General features: G+C 41.0%; 8 protein-coding genes and 2 pseudogenes. All 10 read right to left on the bottom strand.

Annotated features, from left to right (window positions below; all coding sequences use genetic code 11):
* Positions 1–84: 84 nt before the first annotated feature.
* Entirely contained in the window at positions 85–2,715 is a 2,631-nt protein-coding gene (gene mutS / locus FTU06_RS04615) for a DNA mismatch repair protein MutS (protein ID WP_180145223.1), read from the bottom strand.
* Between the two features lie 286 nt (positions 2,716–3,001).
* Positions 3,002–3,184: pseudogene (locus FTU06_RS16760) on the bottom strand (diguanylate cyclase domain-containing protein); the annotation flags it as partial.
* Between the two features lie 338 nt (positions 3,185–3,522).
* Complete coding sequence (locus FTU06_RS16755; protein WP_257234273.1) at positions 3,523–3,645, bottom strand: hypothetical protein; 123 nt, start codon at positions 3,643–3,645, stop codon at positions 3,523–3,525.
* A gap of 558 nt (positions 3,646–4,203) precedes the next feature.
* The gene (locus tag FTU06_RS04605) at positions 4,204–6,171 is read right to left on the bottom strand and encodes an esterase/lipase family protein (protein WP_373684690.1); all 1,968 of its coding nucleotides are present in this window, start codon (positions 6,169–6,171) and stop codon (positions 4,204–4,206) included.
* Between the two features lie 167 nt (positions 6,172–6,338).
* Entirely contained in the window at positions 6,339–7,253 is a 915-nt protein-coding gene (locus FTU06_RS04600) for an ABUW_2363 family tetratricopeptide repeat lipoprotein (protein WP_168377627.1), read from the bottom strand.
* 105 nt (positions 7,254–7,358) lie between these two features.
* Entirely contained in the window at positions 7,359–8,168 is an 810-nt protein-coding gene (cysE, locus tag FTU06_RS04595; protein ID WP_180088464.1) for a serine O-acetyltransferase, read from the bottom strand.
* Positions 8,161–9,003, bottom strand: a complete 843-nt coding sequence (locus tag FTU06_RS04590; RefSeq protein WP_078193553.1) for an RNA methyltransferase — start codon at positions 9,001–9,003, stop codon at positions 8,161–8,163. The genes cysE and FTU06_RS04590 overlap by 8 nt, the downstream gene beginning before the upstream one ends.
* A gap of 51 nt (positions 9,004–9,054) precedes the next feature.
* Positions 9,055–12,627, bottom strand: a complete 3,573-nt coding sequence (gene dnaE / locus FTU06_RS04585; protein ID WP_180145217.1) for a DNA polymerase III subunit alpha — start codon at positions 12,625–12,627, stop codon at positions 9,055–9,057.
* Positions 12,628–13,034: 407 nt separating this feature from the next.
* Positions 13,035–13,349 carry a hypothetical protein gene (locus FTU06_RS16750; RefSeq protein WP_257234267.1) on the bottom strand — a complete coding sequence of 105 codons (315 nt, stop codon included), beginning with the start codon at positions 13,347–13,349 and terminating at the stop codon, positions 13,035–13,037.
* A gap of 139 nt (positions 13,350–13,488) precedes the next feature.
* A pseudogene (locus FTU06_RS04575) lies at positions 13,489–13,596 on the bottom strand (IS5/IS1182 family transposase); the annotation flags it as partial.

Raw genomic sequence — 13,596 nt, 5'->3', positions numbered from 1 at the left:
CTAATTTACGCGTTTGAATGGAGTCAATGCAAAGAACACCTTCATAGGTGCTCTTTGCATATCTCATCTATCGTTATTGCTCAATTAGATCTTAAGTAAATCCTTTAAGGCGTAAAGCTGTTGTAGTGCTTCACGTGGACTTAAGTTATCGATATCTATATCTGCTAAAGCATCAAGTACGGGCGATGTTTTTTCAACTTCAACTACGCGTTCGATGACTTCAGGCTCTGCGAGTGCCGAGAATAGATCGGTTTGTACAGCCGTATTGAGTTGCTGTTTTTGCTGAGTTTCTAATATACGAAGGCGATTTTGCGCTTCTTTGATCACAGCTGCAGGAATCCCCGCAAGCTTTGCTACTTGTAGACCATGACTTTGACTCGCAGGGCCTTGTTGAACTTTATGTAGCAGGATCAAGTTGCCATTAAGCTCACGAGCAGTCACATGATAGTTATCGATATTAGCGTCTTTGCCTAATTCAGTGAGCTCAAAATAATGCGTTGCAAATAAGCATAAACATTTAATGCGACGCGTGAGATCGAGTACACATGCCCATGCCAAAGATAAGCCGTCATAGGTACTCGTACCACGTCCGACTTCATCCATCAGTACCAGTGATTGATTGGTTGCATGATGAAGAATCTGAGAGGTTTCAGTCATTTCCACCATGAAGGTTGATTTGCCTGTAGATAAGTCGTCGGCAGATCCAATACGGGTAAATATCCGGTCGATAGGCCCTAAAATGGCAGATTGGGCAGGGACAAAGCTACCACAGTAGGCCAATAAGCTGATTAAGGCAGTTTGGCGCATAAAGGTCGATTTACCGCCCATATTTGGCCCTGTGATAATCGCCATGCGGTGATTAAAGTCCAAACTAGTATCATTTGGAGTAAATGCTGATTTGCTCAGAGATTCCACAACTGGGTGACGACCGGCTTTGATTTTGATCCCAACTTCAGGGCTATATTCAGGACGTGACCAATTTCGTAATCGAGCTTGATGGGCAAAATTGGCTAATAAATCAATTTGCGCTATAGCGGCGCTCATCATTTGTAAGTTGCCAATATCTGCACGTAACTCATCAAGTAATAGCTCAAAGAGCATTTTTTCGCGCGCTAATGCCCGTGACTCACTCGAAAGCACCTTATCTTCAAACGATTTCAGCTCAGGGGTAATGTAGCGTTCCGCATTTTTTAGGGTTTGGCGGCGAATATAATGATCAGGTGCTTGCTCAGCCTGCGCTCGAGTGAGTTCAATATAGTAGCCACTGACACGGTTATAGCCAATTTTTAAGGTTGCAATGCCGGTTTGTTCACGTTCTTTAATTTCAAGATCAATGAGGAATTGTCCTGCATGGTCACGAATTTTACGCAGTTCATCGAGTTCAGTGTCGAAGCCCTCAGCAATCACATTACCATCACGTAAAAGCACCGGCGGGTTTTCTACGATGGCAGACATGAGACGCTCATGTAAGCCGTGAAAATCACCCATTTCATCATTTAACTGAGCGATCAGCTTAGATTGGTGTGACTGAATGATCGGTTCAAGTGCATGTCGAAGATAGGGAATTTGTGCACAAGTTTGACGTAACTGAACTAGGTCTCGTGGACGAGCACTGCCGAGAGCTACACGAGATAGCACACGTTCAATATCACCAATTTCTTTGAGAACTAAGCGGATCGGAGACTCATGATAGCCTTGCAGCATCGCTTGTGATGCATCTAAACGTGCATCCAATAAAGCGGTATCTCGTAAAGGCTGCATTAAGGTACGACTTAATAGACGGCCACCCATCGCAGTTTGGCAATCATTGATAAGTTGGAACAGGGAAGTGCCATGTTCAAATAGGGGATCAATCAGTTCTAAGTTACGACGAGTGACGGGGTCGAGCGCCACAAAATCACTACTTTGTTCGAGTTGAATGCTGCGGATATGTGGTAAAGCAGTTTTTTGAGTCACTTTTGCATAGTGAATCAAAGCCGCTGCGGCAGCTTTCGCCAAAGGTAAATGGTCAATACCAAAACCTGAAAGTGTGGCAACTGCAAATTGGTCACACAGCGTTTTTTGTGCGTTATTTAAATTGAAGTCGACGTTTGGACGTTTAGTGACAGGGCAGTCTAATTGACGTTTAATTTGCTCGACAATATTCGGATCAATAAGATCTTCATCAATCAAAATTTCGCTCGGCATTAAACGAGAAAGTTCGATTGCCAATTGTTCCAGTTGATAGTCCATTTGCTGAACTTTGAAAATACCTGCACTGAGGTCTAGTAAAGCAATCCCGATTTGATTTTGTTGTAAGCAGATCGCGACTAAATTTGAACTTTGATGGGAGGCAATCAGTGCATCGTCCGTTAATGTCCCCGGGGTAATGATACGGACAATTCCGCGCTCAACCGGCCCTTTGCCTGTCACTTCACCAATTTGCTCGCAGATCACCACCGTTTCCCCTTTTTTTACAAGGCGGGCTAAATAGCCTTCAGCAGCATGGTATGGGACACCAGCCATAGGAATAGGTTCACCATTGGCTTTACCACGATGTGTTAGTGTAATTCCTAAAAGTTTTGCTGCCTTATGTGCATCTTCAAAAAAGAGCTCGTAAAAATCACCCATCCGATAAAACATCAGTGAATGCGGATTTTGCATTTTGACTGACATGTACTGTTGCATCATCGGGGTCAGGGTTGAAAGGTCAACTTTGGAATTATCAGCTTGCATGAAACGAAATACCTTAAAATAAAAATTTGTGCGCTGCTAAACGAAAAACACTGTTTTGATGAAAATTGGATTTAGAAAAAGTCCTTATATTTATATTGTCTCTTCGTTCAAAACCACAGGTGTACGTTAACAAATCGTGTTGCTGATTCTAGCAAAAAAAGTGACAGGAAAATGCCAGAAAAGGTTTGTCTGCATGTAAAAAAAGCAGTCAAAATATTATTTATAAACGCTAAAAAGTCTGTGTGTAAATTCAACAATGGATACATTTACAAAGCGATAGACTGACTCAAACATCAAGCTGCGCTTCAGCCTGAGCTAATCGATATTGGTTGCGACCGCTGCCTTTTGCAAGGTAAAGCGCTTGATCGGCAGCCAATATAAATTTCTGAATTTGATCAGATGTAGATGGAATGATCGTTTCCGTACCGATGCTAATCTTCACAAATTTAGACATATGGTTGGCTGGATGTGGAAGTTCGAGTGATTAAATTCTGCATAATAAATCGGCTGCCAAAGGTTCAATTTTTAGCTTCAGTTAACACCCTAAAGAGGAGTAAAAACTCTTCGCTGCCATAGTGTGCAGCTAACTCACCATTTCGATTAGTGATTTGAGACAAAACCTCAGTAATTTATGTGAGGCAGATGTCACCCGCCTGATGACCTAAATGATCATTTTAATTTTCAAAAAATCGATATCGATCACCATGATGCTTAAAGGCTGTTGATGGCGTAGGGCATAATGCCATAGCTGTTCTAAAGCTCCTTATAACGGACGACGGTTTGCTAGCCCAGTCAGTGGGTCATGTTCTACCAACCCGCAACCATGGCAATATAAAAACGCATACCAACAAAGGCATAGATGATGACCAAGGCATACTTCATGGCTGCATGTAATATATGATCGCAACAGCGCACATCGAGCCTAGACAAGTATAAACATTAAAATAAGGGGTTAATGCGGAAAAAAAGAAAAATCCCATGCGATCAGAGTGATAAACACTACCCAAATATACAGAGGAATCTACAAAACTGCGTTATGGAATCACTTGATAAATCCCCGTACATGACAGGGCATACAGGAGAAAAATAATGATTCCGCGAAAACAAAATTTTTTCGCCGCTTCATCGCGGTAGAGCGGTTGATAAATGGATTATAAACTTGACGTAATATATACTTTATTCAATATAGTTATGATTTAACCCCAATTTCGTCTAGATGAAGGGACTTAAAGCCTTATAATTTCATAATTCGATATGCTCATAAAAAATCAGGAAATGGGCACAATATTTTGTCTTTATTTTACAATAATTTATCTCCAATATGAGGTTTATGTAAAGTTTAACGAGTGCCTTTGAGTTTTAAAATGATTAAAAAAGCTTATATAGTAATTACGTGAATAATGGCATATTCAAGTAAATGCAGAAATAAAAAAACCGATCCTGAGATCGGTTTTAAAATATGTAGATCGATTTAAATGCTGTATTGCCTTATGGTTTATAGAGGCCAAGTTCAATCAAATGCAAACGTAATATACGGCGTAGTTCGAGTACAGCTTCAGGGGTTTCTTGAATTGAATGACCCCCTTTAATGATTTTTTCTGAAACAGCACCCTCTAGATGAGCACTAGTGTATGGTACAATATCATCCGTCATAATATTTTTATCTTGACTGTTGGTGTTATTTCCCATAATTGAATGAAACTTCAAACCCTTACGTGGCTGAATATCTTCAGTGAGCGCGATAAATTTTGATTGATGACTTAAGTCACTTGGTCCATTTTGGATCAAGCCATGGTCAATTTCACGAAATAAATCTTTCAGGTCTTCTTCTTGAGTTAACACATCACCCATGGCCGATAAAAAAGCTCCTGGGAGTTTAATAATTTTTCGAGCGGCTTTGGTAAACCAGCGATCTGCATATTCTGTACCGCGATGAGGTGCAGCTAAAAAAATTGCGCGGCTGAAATTTGGAATATCTTCAATCACCATACGTTGCTTCACTACTGGAATATTTCGGTACTGATTTAATTGACGTGAATTCATCATTTTCAAAGCTGCTTGTGTGGTATCGGCTTGGCTGACCAGTAGTCGTGCAATAATGCCGCCCATACTATGACCGACTAGAACAGCATCTTTCTTAGCTGCGGCATTGGCGTCTACTTTGCTAAAGGTCTGAGTCAAAATGGAATAAATTTGGAAGCGGCTTTCAATAATCGGCATATTAGTTGAATAGAAGACTTGCCATACTTGATAATGTTCACGTAGCACTGAATCGCCCATAATATCGTTAGTCAGACGAATCCATGCTTCAGGGCTGCTAGCAAGACCATGTACCAAGACGATAACTTTCTTGTCAGGATTATATGGTTCAAGCATGTAGAGATGCGGCATCGTCAGTTTTTCATCTCGGTCAATCAGTGATAAATAAGCTGCCTTACCCAAGTTATTTTGTGCTAACCAAAGACCATATGGAGCAGAAAAATTGGCAGCAAGCGCATAGTTTTTATTGGCAATATTGACCTGTTCATACTTATACGGGTCGTAAGCTTTAATTTGAAACTCATGTTGATTCAAAATTTGATCAACTGTAGTTGTAGCGCTTAGTGGTTCAGCCGTTAAGGTTGCAGCTAAATAGCGCGCTTGATGGATATTAGGATTTGAACCAGACGGATATTTAAAATCAATCGGGTTGATAATATATTTTGCTTTGCCTGTTTCAATCGTATGTTCTTCGGGTAAAACTACAAGAAATTCGGAGCCAAAACCATCTCGTCGGGTAATTGAACGTAAACCTGAGAAGTTAAGGTTATAGGTTGACATCAATTGTTCAATTTTACGATTTTTGAGTTCAGGATAGTGGCTGAAGTCAATATGATAGGTGGTTTGTCCGACTTTGATCTGTTGGGTGACTTCTTGCGGTTTATAACGTAGCGCATAGCTGCTGACCAGTTTGGCAATCCCTTGATTATAGAAATCTCGGATTTGAACTTGGCGGTTATCAAAAATACGGTCAGCAGGCGCACGTTTGGTTTTAAACATATAGGCATAGCTATAGCGGATACTTTTATCCAGTAGCGTCAGCTGTTGATCTAAACATTTGTTATATGTGTCTTGTTCAATTTTTTGTTTTTCTTCTGATTTGTGGCTACTCAGTAAACCTAATTTACAGGCAGAAGAAGACTCATATTCGATGGCTTTGGCTAAATATAATTCACTTGCCGTAGACAATAATTGTTCGTCTTGAATTTGAGGGATCTGTTGTAGTTCCTCAACACAGGCTTTCGGGTCTTCTATACACGCTTTGGCTTCACGACCAGTCATCGACAAGACATTTAAACTGGCTTCACTGAGTTTGTTTCGAGAAATAATACTTTCACGTTCATTGGCAATGGAGACGTTCAGTTTTTGGTTTTTGACACTGACGACCTGACATCCACTCAGTACGCTGGTACTCATGATTCCAAGGAGCAGTATTGTTTTAGTATTTAGCTGCATAAAGGGGTCGCACATTGGGTTGAATATTTTCAAATCATACGATAATTGTCAGGATTTTCAATTCGCCTTAAATGAAAAAAGACCGTTAAAACGGTCTTTTTTCAAAAGAATTTTCTAAATCGTTACAATTAAGATGTAGCTTTAGGTGGATTTAGAACTTGCCAAACATTCCAACGGCCTTGCTTTTCAATTTCTTGAATTAAGCGGTCAGCGACTTCGCCTTCTTGTGGGTATTTCACTTTATAGTTCTTTAAGACCTGAATTGCGTTCTTTTTTTGTTCCATCGCAATGTAGTTATTTGCTGCAGAAAGATACGCTTCTTGAACACCCGCTTTCATCGCTTTGTCTAAGTATGGGATCGCTTCACGTTGACCACCACCTTCAGATAAACCAAAACCGAACCAGAAGTTTGCTTCAGCATCATCTTGGTTGATTTTTAAAATACGCTGTGCGTAAGTTAATGATTTAGTGGTGTATACAGAACCTAAGTCGAGGTTACGTGCCATCACACTGGCTTTAAAAGCACGAACTAAAACATCAAAAGATGCGTTGTCTTTAGATGCAAGGGTATCTAGTTTTTGCGTCACTTCTTTAAGTTTAAGTTCAAACCCTTTACGTTCTTGGCGTTGAACAAAACGTGGTGGATAGTGACGTGCTTTACCTTCAACAAGCTGTAAGAAATCATCAATTTCAGTAATGTCGATTTCATTGTCACCCGCTAAAGCAGCAAATTTCATTGAACGTACTTTGCTGTCTACAATTGGAATAATCAGACGGTTTTCTTCAAGTGTCAGTTGTTTAGATGGGTCGGTCGGGCTAGTTACCACCATCTTAGTCACAGGCTGTGCTGCAGCTTTTTGTAAATTTAATTCAAAAGGAGGTGGTGCATCGTAGTTAAATGGGTTGAGTGCGTAGAACGGTGGAGTCAGTTCAGGCTCTACAAAAATCATGGCATCTTTAGGAGCATTATTTTTAGTTGGGGCGCTTCCACAAGCGGCAAGGGTTAAAGCAATACAAGCAACTGCCAAGGGCTTAAGCGTCATATGATTCATCCATTAATTTATTTTATACAAAAAAGCATGTTGGTCAGTCTAAAAAAACTCTGAACAACATGCAAGTTAAAGGCAACTTATTATGATTGCTTTTGGTTAAGCTTTAGATTGATTACTTTGAGCTTCGCATTCGCGGCGCACATCTTCAATGATTTTAAGTTCTTCCTGACTAAAAGGTTGTTCATTAAGCTGTTGCTTTTTGAACGTTGGGTCAAGGAGAGACAAACGCTGACACAAATTATTCATACGTTTTTCATTGTGCTGAATACGATCTAACAATACACGCATACCTTCTAACATCGGGTCAGTTTGGTCTTGGGTTGCAGCATAAGGCTGAAAACCAATACTTTCTGCATAGTCGCGACGACGTGTTTCCGCTTCATCTTTTGGTTTATCTTTGGTGATAAAGCGTGCTGGATTGCCCACAGCAGTAGTATTTGCAGGAACTTCTTTAGTCACGACGGCATTTGAACCGACTTTGGCATTTTTACCCACCGTAAATGGGCCCAAGATCTTTGCACCAGCGCCAACCACTACGCCATCTTCCAAGGTGGGGTGACGTTTGCCTTTATTCCAAGTTGTGCCCCCTAAGGTCACACCATGGTAAAGGGTGACATCATCACCAATTTCAGCTGTTTCACCAATCACCACACCCATACCGTGGTCAATGAAGAAACGACGACCGATTTTCGCACCCGGATGAATCTCAATGCCTGTGGCAAAGCGGCTAAAAGAAGACAATAAGCGAGCTGAGCCTTTACACTCTTTTTTCCAAAGTTCATGTGCCATACGATGCATGATCAAGGCATGAATTCCTGGATAAGTGGTTAAGACTTCGAGCGTATTTCGTGCAGCAGGATCGCGCGCGAATACAGCCTGTATATCTTCTTTGAGCTGCTTAAGCATTAGATTGATCCTCATTGTCTGTAGATTTTTTCCATGTTCCGTTATTTAAAGCCTGTACTCGGCTAAAGATGCCACGTAATAAGTGGTATTCCATACGATCTAATTGTATACGTCCAAATAGGCGACGCAAGCGTAAAGGTAATAATCTTGGATTTTTTGGATCCATAAATTCAATCTCTGCCAGCATTTTTTCAATATGCGGGTAGAACTGTTCCATCATTTCATGGGTCACCAAAGGTTCATCCCATTCCATATCGATGTCATCGGTAACATGCATATTGGCATCAGGATTTGCAGTTAACTCAGTATGTGCAAGGGCGGCCATGCGCATTTCATAGCAAATGACTTGAATCGCTTGGGCAACGTTTAAGACGCCATATTCAGTATTCACTGGAATAGTGACATGGTAGTTGGCCATTGCCAATTCTTCATTGGTCAAACCACGGTCTTCACGGCCAAATACTACGGCAATTTCTTGTTGTTGTTCGCAGACTGCTTTGAGAGACATTTCGGCAGCAGGGCGAGCGTCAAGTAATGGCCATGGGATGGTACGACTACGCGCACTAGTACCAAAGACAATATGACAATCTTTAATGGCATCTTCTAGTGATTCAACGATTTCAATTTGATCAATTAAATCGACAGCACCGGCAGCTAAGGCATTAATGTCCGGATGCGGGTAAGTCTTCGGTGCAACTAAGACTAACTTTGAAAGTCCCATGGTTTTCATGGCACGTAATGCACTACCAATATTTGCGGGTAATGTTGTGTTCACCATGACAATACGCACATGGGAGAGATGTGCTGAAACCGCAGCATTGTCAGTTTGATTCATGATATTTCCAATATGTTTATTTAAAAAAGCAGTTCAAACAGCGTTTAAACTTTAAGAAAATTGATTGGCTTCTGCTTGGTATAAATCCATGGCATCATCCATGCTCATCCCATCTGGCGGTGGCGGAACCTGCGCAGGAATAGAGGCTTGTTCATAACTTACCGCTTTGGCAGCTTTGGATTTGACATGATATTCGACATGCAAAGATTCTTTACCGAAGTAGTCACGCAGCTTAGACAGTAATTCATCTAGTGGGGCAACTTTCCAGTTTAAGCCCAAATGAATGTCAGCCGTCGCATATGGATAGTCAATATATAACTGCACAGGGATATGCGTACACATATCGACATTGCAAAAAGGCAGTAAAATATTTTGGATGTCGCGTGATAGCGTTTTACTAAAATGTTCAGGTGTTAATTTAATTTGAATGGCATTGGCACGTTTTTGACGGATTTCATTCAAACTGAAGGCTTTAGTTAAGCGACCCATTGGCCGATCAAAACCTTCACGTTCGTAAATTTCACCTTCAATGACCACCACTTTTTCGTTTTGAATCACATCTTTGAAGCGGTTAAAACGTTCGTGATTCGCAGACACTTCTATACGTGCAGTACCATCATCGAGCGTCACCATCATGCGGTTCGGGAAGTTGGCAATATCGACGACTAGGCCTGCAAATACTGTAGTGACACCACGTCGTGTAGGCGTAAGCTCATTAATGCGCTGTGAAATAAAGGCTTTTAGCTCTGATCGATACACATCAATCGGGTGACCTGTTAAATAAAGGCCGAGTGTGTCTTTTTCACCTTTGAGACGAACTTCATCTGACCACGGTTTGACAGGTTTGGCAGGTTTACGCTGAACTTCTTCCACTTCGCCAAACAAGTCCATCATGCCTGTTTCGCGGTTAGTGCGTGCTTGATCCGCCGCTTGAACGGCTTCAGGGAGCTGTGCCATCAAGTCAGCACGTTCTAAACCTAAACAATCCAGTGCGCCACCACGAATCAATGCTTCAAGGGTACGTTTATTGATTTTTTTCAGGTCAATACGATGACAGAAGTCGAACAGGTCTTTATAGGGACCATCTTGGATACGTGAGTCAATCACAGACTGCATGGCAGCTTCACCGACACCTTTGATCGCACCTAAACCATAGACGATGGTTTTTGGATCGCTGGCATGGAAATTATATAAAGACATATTGACCGAAGGTGGTAAGACTTCAAGACCATTAATACGACAGTCATCGATTAAGAACACCACGTTGTCCGTGTTCTGCATTTCCGAGGTCATCACTGCTGACATAAATTCAGCAGGGAAATGTGCTTTTAACCAAGCGGTTTGATATGCAACAAGGGCATAGGCTGCGGCATGGGATTTGTTAAAACCATAGCCTGCGAATTTTTCCATATAATCGAAGATATGGTTGGCCGTATCTGCATCAATACCTTTGGTTGCAGCACCTTCAGTAAAGATCTGACGGTGCTTAATCATTTCTTCGACTTTCTTTTTACCCATGGCACGACGAAGTAAATCCGCGCCACCCAAGCTATAGCCAGCACAGAACTGCGCTGCCTGCATGACCTGTTCCTGATAAACCATAATGCCGTATGTCGGTTCAAGAACACTTTCTAGCAATGGATGTAAGTATTCAAACTCGCCACCATGCATACGGAAAATAAAGTCAGGAATCAGATCCATGGGGCCTGGACGGTATAAAGACACGAAAGCAATAATTTCTTCGAACTTACTTGGACGAGCCTCTTTCAGCATTTTTTTCATGCCGACGGATTCAAACTGGAAGACCGCTGTGGTATTCGCATCTGCGAACACGGCATAGGCAGGTTTATCATCCAAAGGAATCAGGGAAATATCGACAGGTGTAGTGATATCTGGACGGGCATTAATGTGCTTAATGGCATCTTCAATTACCGTTAAGTTACGTAAGCCCAAGAAGTCGAATTTGACTAGGCCGGCTGCTTCCACATCGTCTTTATCGAATTGGGCTACACGGTTAGTTCCATCTGCATCACATAGGACAGCGGAATAGTCGGTTAACTTGGTTGGTGCAATAACCACACCACCGGCGTGTTTACCTGTATTACGGGTAATGCCTTCAAGTTTGAGTGCCATTTCCCAAATTTCGGCTGCATCGTCGTTATCAGGATTTGATGGGTTGGTGACAATATCTTTTAGCTGTGGTTCGGCCTCAATGGATTCTTCCAAACTTAAACCTAAAGGCTTGGTCGGAATCATTTTAGAAATACGGTCAGCCAAACCATAAGATTTACCCAAGACACGGGCTACGTCACGAATTGCACCTTTTGCCGCCATGGTACCGAAAGTTGCAATCTGAGAGACCGCATCTCGACCATAAGTGCGTGCAACATAGTCAATAACACGGTCACGACCTGCAATACAGAAATCGACGTCAAAGTCGGGCATTGATACACGTTCAGGGTTTAAGAAACGTTCGAACAGTAGGTCATAACGTAGTGGGTCTAGGTCGGTAATTTTTAAACTATAGGCAACCAAGGAACCTGCACCCGAACCACGGCCTGGACCAACAGGGACGCCATTACCTTTAGACCATTGAATAAAGTCCATGACAATTAGGAAATAACCTGGGAATTGCATGGTCAGGATGATCCCGACTTCATAAGCTAAACGTTCATCATAAGGCTTACGAATTTCTGGCCAGTCGTCACCACGTTGTTCGACAGGGTACAAATGCGCTAAACGTTCTTCTAAACCTTCTTTTGATAAATGTTCAAAATAAGTGTCAATTGTATGACCTTCAGGAATTGGATAATCGGGAAGGTCATGGAAGCCTAAACGTAATGACACATTACAGCGTCGCGCAATGTGATAGGTATTTTCTATAGCCGTTGGAATGTCTGCAAACAGCTCCGTCATTTCCTCGGCAGTTTTAAAATACTGTTCAGGACTGTAATTTTTAGGGCGACGATTGTCACCGAGGACATAGCCATCAGCAATACAAACGCGTGCTTCATGTGCCTCGAAATCTTCTTTACGTATAAAATGCACATCGTTATGAGCAACTACACCAATGTTAAATTTCTTCGCAAGTTTTACTGCTTCGTGAATAAAGTCTTCTTCACCCGAGCGCTCAGTTCGTGTAATCGCTAGATAAACACGATTGCCAAATTTTTCGACCCATTCAGCTAACAGGGGTTCAGCTTTTTGCGGGTTAGAAGAGCAAAGCATTTTGCCGACATCACTTTGCATACCCAGTAAAACAATCAAGTCTTGGTGTTGATTTAAAATCCAATCTTTTTTTACGCAAGGAATATCAAGCTGTTGACCTGAAATATAACCTTCAGAAACCAACTCTGTTAGACTGCGCCAACCTTTATTGGTCATCGCTAGAAGAGTAGCTTTGTGTTCAGCATCATTCAGACGAATGGTTGAACCAAATATGGGTTTAATGCCTTTATCTAAGCACTTTTTATAGAATTTTACAGCAGCATGTAGATTTGAAAGGTCAGTAATGGCCAGAGCGGGCATTTCATCTGCAGCTGCAGCTTTTACAAGATCAGGTATACGTACAATAGATTCAGTAATGGAAAATTCTGTAAAAATACCAAGATGTACAAAGTGCATAGATGAGTCCCTGCGAAAACAGCTGCTGATTTTAGCATGCTCTGAGATCAAACTTGCGTTTATTGCATGGCTTTATGCAGATTTATAAATTCACTGTTTAAGCAATAAACGCTGTATGACAATCACGGTTTAGCAAGCAATACCTTGATTAACTGAAAAAGCTATTAATTTGCTATTTTTAAAGTTGAAGGCTAGATTGCCAATATAGGGTAAATCATAGTTATGCGGCTCTTTCAATACGGATTTTGCATGAGTGGTGAGAGTAAAATCATATATGCAACTTCATTTGGATTGGCCAATTTTGCACTTTTGGTAAAGTCTTTTACAAATTGTTGATAGTCATTTTGGCTTATCAGATGTTTTGACCCAATTTGAATTTTATCGCGTATTTGAGTGGATTTATGCCATTACATCCAAACAACCCCTTTGGTTTGTCCAAGTTGGGCGAAGCTGCTTTTATTTTTATAGAATGAATCATTTTTAACTTGAGGATTGTCCTCAGCATAAATTTCAAATTTTAGAAATTTACCTTTTGATGTGACATGAAACTCAGTATTGCCGGCACATTCTGAATATTCATATTTAAGCTTTACTGGATTTTTGCTGATTAATGCATTTGCTTTTGATGCAGGCAAGGGTAAGGCTAAGTCAATATCATTTACTTTAATACTAGTCACATAGTTATAATCAGCAATGGATGCAGATGCTGCTGAAGTGATCAATATTGCTGTTGTGAAAAAAATTTAAGCGGAAAATTTTTGCTGTCAGTGTAGTTTCCATGGGGAATATAAAATCCTGTTCTTTTGATATTTTGTACTCATTCAAGTTTTTGTAAACGTAATATTAGATTTCTTTCATAAGTCATTTTTCACTCAGCTCCAAGTTATAAATTCCAGCAATTAGATTGAATCTTAATGCTAGTCTTTTGCCTCGATTGCGATATCGCTCAGCAAGAATTTTGAAGGTTTT

It is taken from the genome of Acinetobacter sp. YH12052 (assembly GCF_013419835.1).
Classification (GTDB): Bacteria; Pseudomonadota; Gammaproteobacteria; order Pseudomonadales; family Moraxellaceae; genus Acinetobacter; species Acinetobacter amyesii.
Note: the sequence above shows the minus strand (reverse complement) of the source record. Positions and strands in the feature narration are given on the sequence as shown.